Annotated in this window: 18 protein-coding genes; 7 read left to right on the top strand and 11 right to left on the bottom strand. The window is 46.0% G+C overall.

What is annotated here, in order from left to right; all coding sequences use genetic code 11:
• Positions 1 to 13: 13 nt before the first annotated feature.
• The gene (locus FTV18_RS00090) at positions 14 to 1,435 is read left to right on the top strand and encodes a sigma-54 dependent transcriptional regulator (RefSeq protein ID WP_180016639.1); all 1,422 of its coding nucleotides are present in this window, start codon (positions 14 to 16) and stop codon (positions 1,433 to 1,435) included.
• Here the strand turns inward: FTV18_RS00090 and FTV18_RS00085 are convergent, their stop codons facing one another.
• The 4 genes from FTV18_RS00085 to lptF all read right to left on the bottom strand — a co-directional run bounded on the left by FTV18_RS00085 (position 1,436) and on the right by lptF (position 6,477).
• Entirely contained in the window at positions 1,436 to 2,608 is a 1,173-nt protein-coding gene (locus FTV18_RS00085; protein ID WP_034703419.1) for a S41 family peptidase, read from the bottom strand. It lies immediately after the preceding gene.
• Between the two features lie 23 nt (positions 2,609 to 2,631).
• Complete coding sequence (gene gpmI, locus FTV18_RS00080; RefSeq protein WP_180011330.1) at positions 2,632 to 4,179, bottom strand: 2,3-bisphosphoglycerate-independent phosphoglycerate mutase; 1,548 nt, start codon at positions 4,177 to 4,179, stop codon at positions 2,632 to 2,634.
• 124 nt (positions 4,180 to 4,303) lie between these two features.
• Positions 4,304 to 5,374 (bottom strand): LPS export ABC transporter permease LptG, encoded by a 1,071-nt coding sequence (lptG, locus tag FTV18_RS00075; protein ID WP_180003801.1) that lies wholly within the window; start codon positions 5,372 to 5,374, stop codon positions 4,304 to 4,306.
• Between the two features lie 2 nt (positions 5,375 to 5,376).
• Positions 5,377 to 6,477, bottom strand: a complete 1,101-nt coding sequence (gene lptF / locus FTV18_RS00070) for an LPS export ABC transporter permease LptF (RefSeq protein WP_034703425.1) — start codon at positions 6,475 to 6,477, stop codon at positions 5,377 to 5,379.
• Positions 6,478 to 6,633: 156 nt separating this feature from the next.
• Here lptF and FTV18_RS00065 point away from each other — a divergent pair, with 156 nt between their 5' ends.
• The 3 genes from FTV18_RS00065 to FTV18_RS00055 are packed head-to-tail and all read left to right on the top strand — an operon-like array spanning position 6,634 to position 9,123.
• Positions 6,634 to 8,082 carry a leucyl aminopeptidase gene (locus FTV18_RS00065; protein ID WP_180003799.1) on the top strand — a complete coding sequence of 483 codons (1,449 nt, stop codon included), beginning with the start codon at positions 6,634 to 6,636 and terminating at the stop codon, positions 8,080 to 8,082.
• Positions 8,075 to 8,482 (top strand): DNA polymerase III subunit chi, encoded by a 408-nt coding sequence (locus FTV18_RS00060; protein WP_179992212.1) that lies wholly within the window; start codon positions 8,075 to 8,077, stop codon positions 8,480 to 8,482. The genes FTV18_RS00065 and FTV18_RS00060 overlap by 8 nt, the downstream gene beginning before the upstream one ends.
• Before the next feature lie 26 nt (positions 8,483 to 8,508).
• On the top strand, positions 8,509 to 9,123 hold the full coding sequence (locus FTV18_RS00055) for a hypothetical protein (RefSeq protein WP_159123955.1): 615 nt from the start codon (positions 8,509 to 8,511) through the stop codon (positions 9,121 to 9,123).
• Positions 9,124 to 9,226: 103 nt separating this feature from the next.
• Here the strand turns inward: FTV18_RS00055 and FTV18_RS00050 are convergent, their stop codons facing one another.
• The 7 genes from FTV18_RS00050 to glnK all read right to left on the bottom strand — a co-directional run bounded on the left by FTV18_RS00050 (position 9,227) and on the right by glnK (position 15,366).
• Complete coding sequence (locus FTV18_RS00050; RefSeq protein ID WP_004787301.1) at positions 9,227 to 9,772, bottom strand: VTT domain-containing protein; 546 nt, start codon at positions 9,770 to 9,772, stop codon at positions 9,227 to 9,229.
• A gap of 109 nt (positions 9,773 to 9,881) precedes the next feature.
• Positions 9,882 to 10,541, bottom strand: coding sequence for a riboflavin synthase (locus FTV18_RS00045; protein ID WP_034703431.1), 660 nt, complete (start codon positions 10,539 to 10,541; stop codon positions 9,882 to 9,884).
• A gap of 23 nt (positions 10,542 to 10,564) precedes the next feature.
• Positions 10,565 to 11,857 (bottom strand): DNA adenine methylase, encoded by a 1,293-nt coding sequence (locus FTV18_RS00040; RefSeq protein WP_180016631.1) that lies wholly within the window; start codon positions 11,855 to 11,857, stop codon positions 10,565 to 10,567.
• Entirely contained in the window at positions 11,854 to 12,942 is a 1,089-nt protein-coding gene (gene ribD, locus FTV18_RS00035; protein ID WP_180016632.1) for a bifunctional diaminohydroxyphosphoribosylaminopyrimidine deaminase/5-amino-6-(5-phosphoribosylamino)uracil reductase RibD, read from the bottom strand. Before ribD ends, FTV18_RS00040 begins: the two co-directional genes overlap by 4 nt.
• 2 nt (positions 12,943 to 12,944) lie before the next feature.
• Positions 12,945 to 13,412, bottom strand: coding sequence for a transcriptional regulator NrdR (nrdR, locus tag FTV18_RS00030; protein WP_004787309.1), 468 nt, complete (start codon positions 13,410 to 13,412; stop codon positions 12,945 to 12,947).
• Positions 13,413 to 13,551: 139 nt separating this feature from the next.
• The gene (locus tag FTV18_RS00025) at positions 13,552 to 14,967 is read right to left on the bottom strand and encodes an ammonium transporter (protein WP_180016633.1); all 1,416 of its coding nucleotides are present in this window, start codon (positions 14,965 to 14,967) and stop codon (positions 13,552 to 13,554) included.
• A gap of 60 nt (positions 14,968 to 15,027) precedes the next feature.
• Positions 15,028 to 15,366, bottom strand: a complete 339-nt coding sequence (gene glnK / locus FTV18_RS00020; protein WP_004650081.1) for a P-II family nitrogen regulator — start codon at positions 15,364 to 15,366, stop codon at positions 15,028 to 15,030.
• A gap of 278 nt (positions 15,367 to 15,644) precedes the next feature.
• Between glnK and FTV18_RS00015 the strand changes: the two genes are divergently transcribed.
• From FTV18_RS00015 to FTV18_RS00005, 3 genes are all read left to right on the top strand, one after another.
• On the top strand, positions 15,645 to 15,872 hold the full coding sequence (locus tag FTV18_RS00015; RefSeq protein ID WP_034703445.1) for an accessory factor UbiK family protein: 228 nt from the start codon (positions 15,645 to 15,647) through the stop codon (positions 15,870 to 15,872).
• 65 nt (positions 15,873 to 15,937) lie between these two features.
• Positions 15,938 to 17,428, top strand: coding sequence for a YifB family Mg chelatase-like AAA ATPase (locus FTV18_RS00010; protein ID WP_180016634.1), 1,491 nt, complete (start codon positions 15,938 to 15,940; stop codon positions 17,426 to 17,428).
• 122 nt (positions 17,429 to 17,550) lie between these two features.
• Positions 17,551 to 17,755, top strand: a 205-nt coding sequence (locus tag FTV18_RS00005) for a DUF4372 domain-containing protein (protein ID WP_180010975.1), incomplete at its 3' end; no start/stop codon positions are given.

The raw sequence follows: 17,755 nt of genomic DNA, 5'->3' as shown, positions 1-17,755 counted from the left end.
AATAAGGGGAAATATTGTGGAACAACAACCACTGGTTTTATTGGTGGATGATGAGGAAGATCTATGTACCCTCATGCAAATGTCATTGATGCGCATGGGAATCCGTACGCATATTGCTCATCGTCTGGAAGATGCAAAAAAATGTCTTAGGGATCATCAATATGATGCCTGTCTGACAGATCTAAATCTTCCTGATGGCAATGGTCTGCAATTACTGGACTGGATTAACCAGCATTCCCCTCACCTTCCGGTAGCTGTTCTAACGGCCTATGGTAATATGGAAATTGCCATTGCTGCACTCAAGGCAGGTGCATTTGACTTTGTCAGCAAACCGATTAATCAAAAGCATCTGGAACAACTGCTGCAAAAAGCGCTAAATAAACCAGTAGACTATTATCAGAATAATTCCAATGACTCATTAGAGCATAAGCTGCTAATTGGACAATCCCTGCCTATTCAGCAATTACGTGTCACCTTGAAAAAAATTGCCCGCTCTCAGGCACCCGTATTTATTACTGGCGAATCAGGTACCGGGAAGGAAGTGGTGGCCAATCTGGTTCATCGTCTTAGTAACCGCAATGAAGGGCCTTTTATCGCGATTAACTGCGGTGCAATCCCGACTGAATTAATGGAAAGTGAACTGTTTGGCCACAAGAAAGGCAGCTTTACTGGCGCGACTCAGGACAAACAGGGACTGATTCAGTCTGCCCATGGAGGCAGTTTGTTCTTAGATGAAATCGCCGAATTACCGCTATCTATGCAGGTTAAACTGTTACGTGCCGTCCAGGAAAAACGCATTCGTCCAGTCGGTTCTGATACTGAAATTGATGTCGATTTCCGTGTTATTAGCGCCAGCCACCAGGATCTCGATGCGCTGGTACAACAAGGCAAATTCCGTCAGGATTTGTTCTTCCGTATTCACGTGATGGATCTGGTCTTACCACCACTGCGTGAGCGCGGCCAAGATATTCTGCTCCTCGCTGAGCATTTTGTTCAAAAGATCTGTCAGGAATGGGAGATTCCTGCGAAAAAACTGACAGAACGGAGCAAGGAATTTTTACTGGAGCAATACTATCCGGGCAATGTACGCGAACTGCGTAACATTATTGAACGAGCTATTACTTTGAGTGATGAAGACAAGATTGATCTTCAGCATCTGCAAACTGCTCCACTGCGTCATACGGTATCCGTCCAATCAGAAACGGCAAATCTGGCAGAGCCGACCTCATCTACGGATCAGATCATTATTCCCAAGAAACTCCCCGAGGAAGGTCTGGAACTGTATTTAGAAAAGATTGAAAAAGAAATTCTGCTGAATGCTTTGAATCTGACGCATTGGAATCGTACATTGGCCGCCAAAAAACTCGGTATGTCGTTTCGCTCTTTACGTTATCGTCTGAAAAAATTCGGACTGGATACCGAAGAAGAGGAATAATTATTTCTGCAGGAGCAGCAAGTCTGTGACGTGATCCAGATAGCTCTCCTCACGCGCATCCTGACCGAGAGGATAGGTGAAATGTGGCTGAATCCCCTGTCCTTCAATCATATTGCCGCTCGGGCTAAAGTATTGCGACACCGTCATCTGCAAAGCAGAGCCATTGCTCAAAGGAAACAGTTTCTGCACCACCCCTTTGCCATAGCTCTTTTCCCCTACCACCCAGGCACGATTATGTTCTTTCAGAGCAGCAGTAAATACTTCTGCAGCGGAAGCCGAACGGTTATTGATTAGAATCCCGACTTTCAGATTTTGAAATTCAATTCCTGGAAGTGCCTGAAATTGCTGATTACCTTCAGAACGGCTCTTGGTCGAGACAATAATGCCCTGATTCAGGAACAAATCTGCTGATTCAACAGCCGCAGACAATAAACCACCCGGATTATTACGTAAGTCAAACAGCACTGCTTTCAGGCGATTGGTTGAATAACTTTCAATAATTCGCTTGATTTCATTAGCAGTATCTTGCTGGAAAACTTTGACCTGCAGCACCAGAACCTGATTACTGTGTAAAGTCGATTTAATCTCGGTATCCACTTTGGTATTGCGGACCAGTGTAATCGGTACACTTTGCGCAGAAAGCTGAAGCGTTAAAGTAGAGCCAATGGCACCAGTCAATAAATCTCGCACCTGCTCACGTTTCAGCGCACTCAAGACCTGATCATCAATCTTATAAACTGTGACACCATTGCGAAGGCCTTGTTTGGCAGAGTCAGCATCCGGACTTAGGCCTTGTACCATCCATTGTTTTAGCTGTGGATTAAAATGCAGATCAAAATCAATACTGGCCAGATCACCTTCAGTATATTCACGCAGCTGTTTATAGTCTTCAGGAGATAAATAGCGGGAATAGCGGTCCAGGCCGCTCACCAAACCTTGAATGGCTTGCTGGAAAAGCACATCGTCATTTTTGTCTTGAATATAATTATCTTTGACGATGCCATAAATCTGAACAAATTCCTGGATGGATGTAACAGGAATTTCATTATAGACCTGTTCATCCATTTCCAGTTCATCGAGTGCCATCTCGGTCGAAACAGCACTCCAGGCGGAATGACTCAAACACATCAGTAAGCAGGATAAGACTACAGACTTGCCATGTGTTTTTATCATTCTTATACCTGTTTTATAAAAGATTAAGCGTGCAGCTCAATAAGATTGCGACCCTGCATTTCAGCTGGTACCGGAATTTGCATCAAGTTCAGCAGGGTTGGTGCGACATCAGCCAATACGCCACCTTCTGCGATTGTTGCAGAGCTTGGACCCACATAGATAAATGGAACCAGTTCAGTGGTATGCTGGGTATGCACTTGACCGCTCTGATAATCCTGCATCTGCTCCACATTACCATGGTCTGCAGTAATAATCATATGGCCTTTTTTCGCCATCACAGCTTCATAAACTCGGCCTAAGCAAGTATCCACGGCTTCAACGGCTTTCACTGCTGCATCAAATACACCAGTATGGCCGACCATATCACCATTGGCATAGTTCACAACCAGTAGGTCAAACTCGCCTGAATTGATCGCTGCCACCAGTTCATCTGTTACTTCATAGGCACTCATTTCCGGTTTCAGGTCATAAGTCGCAACATTTGGAGATGGGATCAGGATACGTTTTTCACCTGGATATTCATCTTCACGGCCACCGCTAAAGAAGAAGGTTACATGCGCATATTTCTCGGTTTCTGCAATACGTAGCTGAGTTTTGCCCAGGTTCGACAGATACTCACCTAAAGAATTTACCAGCGCTTCTGGCATATAGGCTACTGGCGCATCAATGGTCGCCTGATAACGGGTCAACATCACGAATTTCGCCAGATTCGGTACAACCTTACGTTCAAAACCGGCAAAATCTTTTTCAACAAAGGCACGAGTCAATTCACGGGCACGGTCAGCACGGAAGTTCATGAATACAACGCTGTCGCCATCCTGAATCTTCACAGTGTCGCCAATGCGAGTCGCTTTTACGAATTCGTCTGATTCCTCTGCAGCATAAGCCTGTTCCAGACCTTCAACTGCACTAGCTGCAGTACGCACTGCTTCACCTTCAGTCAGCAGACGATACGCTTGCTCTACACGATCCCAACGGTTGTCACGGTCCATGGCAAAATAACGACCGATCATGCTGACAATACGACCCTGGCCCGGATATTGAGCAAATAATGCATCCAGTTTTTCTAAAGAGGGTTGCGCACTTTTTGGTGGTGTATCACGGCCATCGAGAAACGCATGCAGATAAACCTGAGCACCGCGTTTTAAAGCCAGTTCAGCCATCGCCACGATATGATCTTCGTGTGAGTGCACACCGCCTTCAGACAACAGACCCATAATGTGGACTGCGCCATTTGCTGCTTTGGCTTTCTCAACCGCATCTACCAGCACTTCATGTTCGAAGAAAGCACCAGTACGGATATCTTTGGTAATACGGGTAAAGTCCTGATACAGCACACGGCCAGCACCGAGATTCATATGACCGACTTCAGAGTTCCCCATCTGACCATCAGGCAGGCCGACATCTTCACCTGAACCTGAGATCAAACCATGCGGATGCTTTTCCTGCATAGCAGTTAAATTTGGTCGTTTAGCCGCTAAAAACGCATTGTCTTCGACCGCTTCGCGATGACCCACACCATCCATAATCACCAAAACGTGAGGGATTTTGCCAGCAGTTGCATCCGTCATAATGAAATACTCTTTTCGTCTACGAATTAATCGCTCTAGTTTACCGAATTTTGCAAAAAGAGGCCATGACCAGACGATGGTTTAAGCCTCTTGTTGCGATTGATTTCTTCTATTTTCCTGTAGTTTAGCGGGCCCGATGGAGCAAGTAGCCGCCAATAGCAAACATCAGCAAAATAGGAATAAATACAAACCATGCCGGTGACGGCGCATAGACCAGACTGGCATAACCGAGAAAATCCTGCAGATAGAAGAAGCCTAAACCTGCGAATAACGCAATCACCAAACGGAAGCCCATCGATTGCTGACGCAATGGCCCAAAGATAAATGAACAGGCAATCACTACCAGCGCAATCAGGGCAAATGGCGAACCGACTTTCTGCCAGAAAGCCAGCTGATAGGTTTTAGGTACCTGACTATATTCATGCATATAGCTCATAAAGCTCACCAGCTGGCTTGGCGATAAATCTTCCGGATCAATCGTCACCATATGCACATATTTCGGCTGCAAGGCCAAAGCCAGTGGTTGCTCATCATGCTGTACCAGTGTCGCATTGCCGTTTTGTAAAATATCAAACTGTTCTGTGCTATCTAGTTTCCAAGCCCCATCTTTGACGAATTCACCCTGCTTGGCATCCAGAGTACCCCGCAGTCGGTAATTGTCATCAAAGTCCAGCATCTGTACATTTTTCAGCTGGCCCTTGGCGTTGGCATAATCAATATAGATAAAGCGATTACCCTCACGCGTCCAGTAACCTTTCACTTCACCAATTTTGACTGGCTTGTTATAGCTTTTGACTGCTTTGGCCTGTTCATTGGTATATGGAATCACCCACTCGCTCAGGGCAAACGATAATACGACCAATAGCAATGCTGAACGGATCACCCAGCCGACAATCCGCCACAGACTGACTCCGACTGAACGCATTATGATCAGTTCACTATTGGAAGCCAATGTACCTAAACCGAGTACCGCGCCAATCAGTGCCGAAATTGGCAGGATTTCATAAAGATAATTCGGTGCCCCCCAGAGTACATATTTCAAGGCATCCCAGGCACCATAGCCTTCTTTCAGGGAACCCAATTCACCTAAATACGTAAATAAGACCTGCAGACCTGAAAGAACAGCGGTTGCCCCAAGCATCGCCAGCGCGGTGGTTCCGGTCACATGTTTGGCAACTATACGACGTGCTAACATTGTTAAGACCTCACTCGCTGAATCCGTTTTTTAATTTTTGGCGCCAAATTCTGTTTACGTGAGAACAATGCACCGGCTATGGCATATATGATCAGGACCAATGGATAAGCCCAAATGCCCATTTCCGCCTTGCTGACCCGGGTTTTGATCGCCATCAGGGCGACGATCAGGCTGGCAAAGATCATCAGTGCCGGGAATAATTTGAGATAGCGACCTTGACGTGGGCTCACTTCAGACAGGGCTACAGACAAAATCAGGGCAATTACAATGGCAAATGGTACAAAGACACGCCAGCCAAGCTCACTGGCTACCACCGGATCCTGACGGTTTTTCCAAAGCTGTCCGGTCGGCAAGGCCTCGACTTCATCACTGGCCAGTTCTGCTTCTTTATCACTTTCGATCCGTAAACGATAGCTTTCAAATTCAGCCTGGGTATATTGCGGCGTGCCTGGATAAATTTCATAGCGGCGGCCATTGACGAGATCGACCACATTGGCCGCATCATTCGGCATTTCAATTCGGGTCGCTTCCTGCGCCAGAATCATCACATCTGGCTTGCCTTCTTTTTCCGCACGCTGATAGAAGAAGATATCTTTCAGGTTTTTGCGATCTTCGGATAGATCTCCGGCATAAATAGTATAAGGTCCGGAAGAGATAAATTCTTTGGGCCGAACCAGATCAAAGCCGGTTCGTACTGCCTGCTCACTGGTCAAGGCTTCGAACTGTCGAATCCCCCACGGTGAAGCCCACAACATGAGAAAGCCTTGTGCAAGGAGATAGACCAAAGTCATCGGAATCAAAAGACGTGCCAGCTGATGCCGGCTAATTCCGCTACCATTTAAGACCGCCATCTCATGATCAACATAGAGACGACCAAAGACCAGCATTAAGCCAATAAAGAACCCAAGTGGAAGAATCAAGGTCAGGAATTCAGGCAAACGATAACCAATGATGCTGAACAGGATTCCAGCATCCAGACGCCCCTGCGCGGCCACACCAAAATACTTGATCAAACGACCGCCCATCATGATAAGGGTCAGTAAGGCAATCACCACCAAGGAGGTCGATACCACTTGCTTGACCAGATAACGCCGAATAATCAAATTAGTTCTTCCAAAATGAGCTCCATAAAACGAGTGCTAGTTTACCCGAATAGCAAAAATATAAAACCTAGGTGGCTCTGCCCATTGAAAATCTATTCGGATAAATGTTTCAATGCTTGAATGATTTGCAAATCTAAACAGGCGTGAAAACAAGATATGAACCTTACAATTAATACGTCATTCCCAGAGAATGGATCAAGTCAATCTTTGTTGATTTTAGTCGACTCAGAACAGATTCAGAGCGCTGCATCAACATACCAAATCAACAGCCTAGATACATTAATTGAAGCATCTCAATTCAAGGCTGGTCTGGCAGAAAGTTTAAGCCTGATTGGACAGGTCAGCCAGTCTCAGCATGCGGCCCTGATCGGCCTCGGCAAGACTGCCGAATTACAAGCGGGAAAACTGGCGAAAATTGCCCAAGCCATTATTAAAGGCTCTCAAAAAAAATTCAAACAGATTTCTGTTGATCTGACACAACTTCCACAAGAATTGCACTATCTGTTTGCATTGGCTTTAACTCAAGCCAGCTACGGCTATGACGAATACAAGTCAAAAAAGAACGAATTTATTCTGCAGCAGATTGATTTCATCGCTGCCGAAACTCCGCTAACAGCTGAACAGTTGCAATTGATTCAGGCCGTTCAGACTGGTCAGAATCTGGCGCGTGATCTGGGTAATCGTCCTGGCAATATTTGTTTCCCGGAATATCTGGCAGAACAGGCGCAAGCGCTGGCGGCTCAATACCCGGACCTGCTTAAAGTAACTGTACTTAATGAACAGCAAATGGCTGACCTTGGTATGGGTGCCTTCCTTGCAGTTAGCAAAGGTTCAGACCGTCCAGGCCGTATTATTACAATTGAATATCTGGCTCATCGTGAAGAAGCACCAGTTGTATTACTGGGTAAAGGCATTACTTTTGATACCGGCGGTATTTCATTAAAACCAGGCGCTGGCATGGATGAAATGAAATACGATATGTGCGGTGCAGCTTCAGTTCTGGGCACGCTTCGTGCACTATGCGAATCTCGTTTACCAATTCATGTGGTAGGTGCGATTGCTGCAGCTGAAAATATGCCATCGGGCAAAGCCACCCGTCCAGGTGACATCGTAACCACCATGAGTGGTCAAACTGTTGAAATTTTAAATACTGATGCTGAAGGCCGTCTGGTACTCTGTGATGCGCTAACTTATGTGAAACGCTTCAACCCTGCCCTGGTGATTGATATTGCAACTCTAACCGGTGCTTGTGTAGTGGCCTTAGGTTCAGTCTTGACCGGTATGTTTACGCCAGACAATGAGCTGGCTGCAGAGCTTGAAACCGCCGGCCAAAATGCATTTGACCGTGTATGGCGCATGCCAGTACTGGACGACTATCAGGAACAACTGGATTCCCCATTTGCTGATATTGCCAATATTGGTGGCCCTAAAGCCGGTTCTGTAACAGCTGCATGCTTCCTGCAACGTTTTACGCGTGAATATCGCTGGGCTCACTTGGATATTGCAGGTACTGCATGGAATTCAGGTCCAAATAAAGGCGCAACTGGCCGTCCAGTACCTCTATTAATGCAATTCCTGGCTAATCGCGTTCAAAAGCATGGCTAAGGTCAGCTTTTATTTATTTGAAAAAAGCCCTGAACGACAAGTGGACAGCACTTGTCGTTTATGCCGTAAAATTTTGCGTCAGCCAGAGCGTATCTGGCTGCTGTGTGCCGATCCTGCCTTACAGCAGGAACTGGATGAAAAGCTATGGAACTTTGATCCTGCCAGCTTTATTCCGCATGGAATCGATCAGCCAGATGCGACCGTTTGTATATCGGCTCAATTACCAGAGCAGCCTGGCTGGATTATTTTTAATTTTAATCCGGAAGCACTTGAACCTGATGCGAAATTTAGTCACATTATTGAGATTATTGAAAACAATGAACCGGCTAAACAGCTGGGACGTGAGAAATATAAACAATATCGTCGCTTTGGCATTCAGCCAAATACCTTTAAGCTCTAAGTAATCACGTGAACAAGGAGATGCAAGTGGCATTAAATGTAGGTCCAGATTTTAAACAGCGCTGGTTAAACACGCCTGAGGCTGTACGTCAGACCTTTATCGATGACCTCTCGCGCATCTGTGAAGTACTTAAGCCTGAAACTGCTGTAGAAGAATGGCTCGTTCGCGACCAGCAGTTACAGAAAGAGTCTGAGCGTAAAATTGAAGCAGCGTATGCACAGCGCAAGGCCGAACTGATTGAAGAAGCACGTATTCGCAGACAACGGGCACTCGAAAAAGCCTTAGCCGAAAAACGTGCTGAAGAGCAAGCCTATGCCGAACAGCTACGCCGTGATGAAGAGCGAAAATTTGCCGAGCAGACCCGGAAGCTGGCTGAAATGCGTCATATGCTAGATACTGAGGTTCAGGATTATGCCGCACGTTATCAGAAAAATCCGGATCAGGTGCTCGACTTTGCCAAAGGTCGCCTAAATATCGACGATACCCAGATTTTATCTGAGCTGGAAAGCTTACGGTTACGTCTGGAACTCGAAGCAGAAACTGTGATTGAACAAACCGTCAATGCACTGCGTGAGAAATTACGCGCTGCAGCCAAAGAAGAAATTGACTATATTCTGAAAAATTCTGATCTGGCTGAGTAAAGTTGATCGTCAGTTGGCTGAAAAGATTCTTTTTATTTTTCAGCCTAATCCATCCCCTGTCTTGGTTAGTTTATTCCATCAAACTATAAAATCTGCTTTAAAATTAAAACAAGTCAGCCAGTAAAAATGCGGTATTGCCAAGCAGATAGCCCGCCCCTAGCAGAGTGCTAATCCAGAGAATTCCCCCAGTCACATTATAAAAACTGAAAGTTGCAAAGCTCATATGGCCAGAACCTGCCGCAAAAGGACCGAAGGAACGTACAAAGGGAATAAAACGCGCAATTAAGATCGTCTTGCCGCCATGTTTCATAAAATAATGATTGGTTTTGACCATATATTCGGGTTTGAAAAACCGTGAATGCTCATTGAAATATTTTAATCCGAGCACCCTGCCTGAATAATAATTCACGGTATAACCCAGAATCGAAGCAATCAGCAGCAATAAACCCATGGAGTGTAAGGTAATCAGGTCAGAGCTGGAACACAGCGCACCGACGGCAATCAACAGACTGTCACCGGGCAAAAAGAAAAAAAATGGCGAACCTGTTTCCGCAAAAATCACCAGGAACAAAATTGCATAGATCCATACCCCATACTGCTCCAGCAATAAGGGTAAAGACTGTTCAAGATGAAGTAAAAAATCGAGCATTCGACCTGTCCACTGGGGCTAAAATCGCGAGTTGAGCTACGTATTATCCCGAAAAATAAAAAAACAGTCTAATTTTTCAATTAGATTGTCTGGTAATTGCGCAGCTAATTTATTTCAAAAAGCCATTTTCGGCTAAGAATTCCATGCTGATTTTAGACTGTTCTGTAGTTTCTGCGGCCTTGTCACCAAGCAATAAACGCTCGATATAACGTGCCAGTACATCCACTTCCAGATTGACTTTAGTGCCTAACTTCCAGGTACCAATATTGGTCCGTTCTGCCGTATGCGGAATTAGATTCAGACTAAGGATATTTCCACGCAAGTGATTGATGGTCAGGCTGATGCCATCTACTGTTATAGAGCCCTTCTCTGCCAGATATTTGGCAATTTCTTTTGGTGCAGTCACTTCAAAATAAATGGAACGGGCATCGGAACGTACCACCGTAATTTCACCAACCGCATCGACATGACCAGAAACAATATGTCCACCAAAGCGTGTAGTTGGTAGCATCGCCTTTTCGACATTTACAGGTTGGCCGACTTTCCAGTTAGCCAGTGTAGTCCGGTCCAGACTTTCACGTGATACGTCTGCAGCATACCAGTTCTCACCCCAGTCAATTACGGTCAGACAGATGCCATTAGTGGCAATCGAGTCACCCAGATGTACATCGGACATATCCAGATCCGTCTGGATGCGTAAGCGTACATCACCGCCAACGCTTTGCAAGCTCTCGACCTTGCCCAGACTTTCAATAATACCTGTAAACATCTTTATTTCCTTTTTCTCTGCGCTTACCACAAGGCCAATTGGGTGCTCACGCCGGTCGTATCCACACCGCCCAGCTCAGCATAATGATGCAACTGGCTCAGTAACTGACGAATTGGTGGACCTGACTTGGCATGCGTGTCGGTAATTACAATAAATTCCAATACGCGTGCACGTTCAGACTGGCGCTGCTTACTGACACGATAACGTGGCACATCCTGAGTGAGCAAGGTTACACGGCCACGTTTCAGGTTGGCCTGCAGCAAATCTGTGGCACTGATATTACCATCGGTTGAATAACTGGTCAGGATAAAACGCGCATTAATGGTCGCCAACAAAGTTTCATAGGCTTCTTTGGCATGCTTGGATGAGTTGTACTGACTTGGACGTTCTTTACGCCATGCACGGTCAATCCCGCTCTTGAAGCCTTTAGTGTCTGGAGTCGGTAAATCCACCTGATCCCACAGCGTTAAAGCATTGAGTACATGATAGTTACTACTATAGGCATGCTGGTTATACGGTGGATCCAGATAAGCCACATCGACTTCAAAACCACTCATCTGATTGGCTAAGTGTTGGGCATCCACACACCACATTTCTGCGGCAGGTCCTTGATGCTTAGCATCTTCACAGAAACGGCTTGGCGTTAACCAAAGTAGTGATTCAATGCGTTCTAGTGCAGTCTGGGTTTTACCGCCCCAACCATGATGGAAACTTTTAAATACACCTGAGGTATTGCTGACAAAACTGGCTGAATAGAGCAGCGGTGCCAGCAAAGCACTCATTTCCACGTCATCAATCGCACCTTGAGCCTGCCAGGTGGCAATCTGCTGACGGATGGCATCGATACGCATGCCGTTACGGCGTTTGAAGAACAAACGGTCTCGGGTCGGATCATAAATCTCATCATTACGCGGACACAGGTTATGTGTCACCCAGCCTTTAACTTCAGGCAAACGGTTCAGATAATCAATTGCTTTCTGATAGCCACCCAGTTCTTTAAATGTAGGTGCATCAGTGCAAGCCAGAACTGCATGATTCAGCGCATGGCTATACGGTTCCCAGTCATTGGCAATCACACGATAGCCATTTTGACGTGCCAAACGTGATACTACACCGGAACCGGCAAAAAAATCGGCAAAAATCGGCGCACGGCCATCTTCACGTTTTAAGGTTCCCGTGCTCTCAAGTGCTTCCAGAATTAAATGTAGTAAACGGCGTTTGTTCCCCAAATAAGGAACCAACTGATGGAAAAGATATTCATCGGTAGTACGTGCCGCATGGCGGCGTTTGTGATAAACCGTAGACTCTGAATTCATAGTGTCTCTTGAGAAGGAATTAACCTGAAGCGCACGTCGTCACCCAAACGGGTCACGTCCTGCAACTTAAATCGAAGTTGTTCTGCCATTCGGCTAAATTCTGCATTGAACATACTACGCGCAGTTTGCCCCAATAAGGTTGGTGCAACATAACTGATGAGTTCATCCACCAGTCCTGCCTGTAAAAATACGGTAGATAAGGTCGCCCCTGCTTCTACCAGCACATCATAAATCTGATGCTGCTGAACCAGTTGCTGTAATAATTCTTTTAAAGGCTGAATCTCAAGTTGAATCACGCCGAGGTCGGCTAGTTCCGGACAATAAGGCCCCATCACCATTACCGTTTCTGGATTTTTCAAGAGCTTGGCAGTGAGTGGCAAACGCCCCTGACGATCCAGAATAATCCGTTTTGGCTGAACGATGCTGCTGATGTCATCCACACCGTTTAAGCTACGGACATTGAGCTGACAATCATCGGCTAATACGGTTTCAATACCGGTAATCACCGCGCCAGAAATCGCACGCCAATGCTGTACATCCTGACGCGCTTCAGGCCCGGTAATCCATTTCGATTCACCCGATGCCATTGCCGTACGGCCATCCAGACTCGATGCAATTTTCAAACGGACATAAGGCATCCCAGTCGCCATCGCTTTTAGAAAGCCATCATTCAGTGGATGTGCTTCATCTTCACAAATGCCGACTTCAACGTCGATTCCGGCATCTTTCAGGATTTGCACACCTTTGCCAGCGACCAGTGGATTCGGATCAGGACAAGCCACAATCACTTTAGCTACGCCTGCTTCAACCAATCCTTTAGCACATGGTGGTGTACGGCCATAATGGGCACAAGGTTCCAAAGTCACATATGCTGTTGCGCCACGTGCCTGCTCTCCGGCCTGACGCATGGCAAAGACTTCCGCATGAGGCTGACCGGCTTTGGGATGAAAACCTTCACCCACGACTATGCCATCTTTGACAATGACACAGCCGACATTCGGATTCGGTTTAGTGGAGTACTGCCCCTGACGTGCCAGTTCGATGGCACGGCGCATCCAGATTTGATCTTGAGTGAGTTCAGTCATGCTTATTCTTGAAACTCACCACGTTGCTGCATCTGTTCAATCTGACGACGAAAGGCTTCGACATCCTGGAAATCCTGATACACCGAAGCAAAACGGACATAAGCCACATGATCAAGTGCGAATAGAGATTGCATGACAATTTCACCAATAGTACGTGATTTCACATCTCGCTCACCCAGACGGCGAATCTGCAACTGGATATCACTCAGCACCGTTTCAATCTGTTCTTGAGTCACAGGACGTTTCTGCAAGGCATGCATCAGTGAGCGACGTAATTTGGCTTCATCAAAGGGTTCATTCTTGCCATCGGATTTGATGACACGCGGCATCACCACTTCATAACTTTCAAAGGTAGTAAAACGTTCATTACAACTGACGCATTCACGACGGCGGCGAATCTGGCAACCTTCAGCGGCCAGGCGTGAATCAATCACTTTACTGTCTGGTGTATTGCAAAATGGGCAATGCATAGCGGTTTAATTGAACAAATCCTGATAATTTCCGAGTGTAGCAAAAATTCTAAACTTTGTAGAGTTTTACGCAATATATAGAAAAAAAACAGCCCAGATGGGCTGTTTTACACAATATATTGATTATTGTTTTAGCAGATTATTCTACGCGTTCGCCATGTTGACTCAAGTCCAGACCCATGCGTTCATCATCAGAAGAAACACGGATACCGATGATCAGATCAATCACTTTAAGAATCACGAAAGTTAATACTGCAGAGTAAGCGATGGTTGCAAGTACACCTTCAACTTGAACCCAAAGTTGGCTCATTACATTTGCTGGAGCAGCATCACCCATGATGAATTCGCTTGCGAAGAATGCTGTCAGAATCGCACCAACGATACCACCCACACCGTGCAGGCCAAAGGCATCCAGAGAATCATCAGCTTTCAGTGTACGTTTCAGAGCAGTAATACCCCAGAAACATACCACACCACCGATCAGACCCATTGCCAGCGCACCACCGACAGTGACAAAACCAGCTGCTGGAGTAATTACCACCAGACCTGCTACCGCACCAGAAGCCCCACCTAATACAGATGCTTTACCACGTACTACTTTTTCAGTAATTAACCAAGAGATCGCTGCTGCCGCTGCTGCAACTTGAGTTACGATCAGCGCATAACCTGCAGAACCATTTGCACCCAATGCTGAACCACCGTTGAAGCCGAACCAGCCTACCCAAAGTAAGCTTGCACCGACTACAGTTAAAGTCAGGTTATGTGGCGCCATTGATTCACGGCCAAGACCCATACGTTTACCAAGCATGTAGGCTGCAACCAGACCCGCTACACCTGAGTTGATGTGAACGACTGTACCACCAGCAAAGTCAAGCGCACCGTCGTTGCCTAACCAGCCGCCGCCCCAGACCCAGTGAGTAATTGGTGCATACACCAGAATCACCCAGAGTGCAATGAATGCCACAAAAGCACCAAACTTCATACGCTCAGCAATCGAACCGCTGATGATGGCAACCGTAATAATGGCAAACGTCATTTGGAAGATCACGAACAGGATTTCAGGAATTGTGCCTGAAAGCGCATCGGTGGTTATTCCAGCCAGCATGAGCTTGTCCAGACTGCCGATAAAGGCATTTCCTTCACCAAAGGCCAATGTATAGCCAATCACGACCCAGGCAATACTGACTACGGCTGCGGCAACAAAGCTGTGTGCCATTGTTGCCAGCACATTTTTCTTACGGACCATACCGCCATAGAACAGGGCTAAACCTGGAATGGTCATCAGTAATACAAGGGCTGTTGAAGTGAGAATCCAGGCTGTATCGCCAGTATCGAGAGTAGCTTCTTCTTCTGCAGGCGCTGCTGGTTCAGCTGGCGCCACTTCAGCAATCTCTGCTGTAGTTGTGTCTGTTATTGTAAGTGAAGTATCACCAGTCTCTGCAACGAGTGCGACTTCTTCAGTAGGTGTTGGTGCTGTTACGGCCTCTTCAGCCCACGCAACAGAACCACCTAAAAGAGCGCTGGACAAGCCGAACGCCATTAGCATTTTTTTCATTCGTATCCCCCAACCATGTTTTTTGTGAGTTATTAGGTACTCAGCAAACTTCGTGCCAAATTAAACAGCGTCTGCACCTGTTTCACCGGTACGAATACGGATGACTTGTTCTAAGTTAGTTACGAAAATTTTTCCGTCACCGATTTTGCCAGTGCTTGCAACACGAGTAATTGATTCAATTACCGAATCAACCATTTCATCGCTGATTGCGATTTCGATTTTGACTTTCGGTAGGAAATCTACAACGTATTCAGCACCACGATAAAGTTCAGTATGGCCTTTTTGACGACCAAAGCCTTTGACTTCAGTCACAGTGATGCCTTGAACACCAATTTCAGATAATGCTTCACGCACATCATCCAATTTGAAAGGTTTTACAATTGCAGTTACGAGCTTCATGTTTGTTTTCCTTCGGCTTATTTCACCAGTAAGGTTTTATGTTCAAATTTCATGCCAAGATTCCTAAGGTCGGGGGAAATTAGAAAGCCCGGCACGATGTTTCTTGCTCTTTTATTTTATACTTATAACGTATTGGAATCTGCACAAATTGGATATTTTTTATGTGGATTTTTACAATATTACTAATCGAAGCAGCCTATATTTTATCTGAAATACTGTAAGTCACTCTTGCAGCAATGCTACACTGTCCGCGCATTTATATGGCGATGGATCAGATTATGATTGAAACCCTGTTACAAGCAATTTTGCAGCAAGTTGAACACCCTAAAAAGGACCTGGAGCACAATCTGCGTGCCCTGCTCAATGAAGCCGTCAGTAAAATGGATTTAGTGTCTAAAGAAGAGCTCGAACGTCAACGCACTGCCCTAAATAATGCCAATCAGCGTTTAAATGTTTTACTAAAACAAGTCGAAGAGCTAGAAGAAAAAGTCTCGATTAAAAAATAAGCACAACTACAGTGCACAAAAGACACGAGAACAATAAAAATAATGCACTATATTGGAACAACAATATGTCTTTTGCCAAAATTTATACGCGAGGCCTGTTAGGCCTGCATGCACCTTTAATTGAAGTCGAAGTTCATGTCAGTTCTGGCATGCCTTCCCTCACCATTGTGGGGCTTCCTGAAGCCGCAGTCAGGGAAAGTAAGGATCGGGTTCGATCAGCTATTCTGAATAGCGGCTTTCAGTTTCCGACCAAACGCCTGACCATTAATCTGGCACCTGCCGATCTACCTAAAGATGGCTCACGTTTGGACTTGCCGATTGCGCTAGGAATTTTAGTGGCCTCAGGGCAGCTTCCAGAAAATTGCACAGATGACCTTGAATTTATTGGTGAACTGGCCCTAGATGGTCAATTGCGGCCAGTAACAGGAATCCTGAGTATTGCAATCGCCTGCCAGCAGGCACAGCATCAACTGATCTTGCCTAGTCCGAATGCTCAGGAAGCCTCTCAGCTTCCGGATTTTCAGGTATTTGCTGCCAATCATTTACAGGAAGTCTGTGCACATCTGGCTCAAGCAGAAACCTTGCCCCCGTTTAAGACCAGTCCATTAGATCAGCACTCTTTTTATAAATTTGATCTTGCGGATGTGAAAGGACAATTGCGACCACGACGTGCCTTGGAAATTGCAGCTGCAGGTGGCCATTCCCTGCTGTTCCGCGGCCCACCTGGTACAGGTAAAACCTTATTAGCATCGCGCCTCGCCAGTATTTTACCTCCCTTAAATACTCAGGAAAATCTGGAAGTTGCTAGTATCTATTCAATTGCCAATGCCAATCATCCCTTTGGCCAGCGGCCATTTCGGGCACCGCATCATACTGCGTCTGCCATTGCACTGGTCGGCGGTGGCTCACATCCTAAACCTGGAGAGATCACACTGGCACATTTGGGCGTTTTATTTCTAGACGAACTGCCTGAGTTTGACCGCAAGGTTTTAGAAGTATTACGTCAGCCGCTTGAGTCCAAAGAAATTGTAATCTCACGTGCTTCCCGGCAAATTACTTTTCCAGCCAATTTTCAACTGGTGGCAGCCATGAATCCCTGTCCATGCGGTTATGCATTTAATCAGGACAGCCGCTGTCAATGTTCACCTGAAAGCATTAAGCGTTATCAGAGCCGGATTTCTGGCCCATTACTGGATCGGATTGACCTGCATATTGACGTACCACCTTTACAGGCACAGGAATTACAGGACAATAAACCTGTCGAAAACTCTGAAACGGTCAGACAGCGCGTGATCACCGCCTATAATATTCAGATCGAACGGCAAAATGCCTTGAACATGAGTCTTAGTCCAAAGCAACTAGAACAATACGCCCCTCTCGATCCACCAGCTCAGAAAATGATTGAACTGGCTCAGCAGAAACTGAATTTGTCAGCACGAGGCTATCATCGGATTTTGCGTGTTGCCCGAACCATTGCCGATCTTAACCAAAGTCCAGATATTCAGACTGGGCACTTATCGGAAGCCTTGTCTTATCGCGGGCAGCAGCAGATTTAGAACACTAAAAAAGGCGACCTGAGATCACTGCTGTCCCATAGTTTGCTTTAAATAAAAAAACCTGAGTCCTAACAGTTAAAATATGAGTGCAAACAAACACTTTAACGACCAGGATTCAGGTTTTGTCCCATCAGAATACCGTATTTCATGAGCTAATTAAACCTGTTGTGCGACAGGATTTTGAACAACTTGCTAAAGTGCACCATGTTGGACAGAAATTTAGAGCGGCTTCCCGGTGGGATCAGTTTATTGCCATATTGATGTCTCAATTCTCTTGTAGGCAAAGTCTGAGAGATATTCAATCCAATTTGGAGTGCCAACAGGAAA

Source organism: Acinetobacter sp. YH12241, from assembly GCF_013417535.1.
In the GTDB taxonomy this organism is placed as follows: domain Bacteria; phylum Pseudomonadota; class Gammaproteobacteria; order Pseudomonadales; family Moraxellaceae; genus Acinetobacter.
The sequence above is the reverse complement of the archived record's forward strand: the minus strand, read 5'-3'. Positions and strand labels throughout refer to the sequence as shown.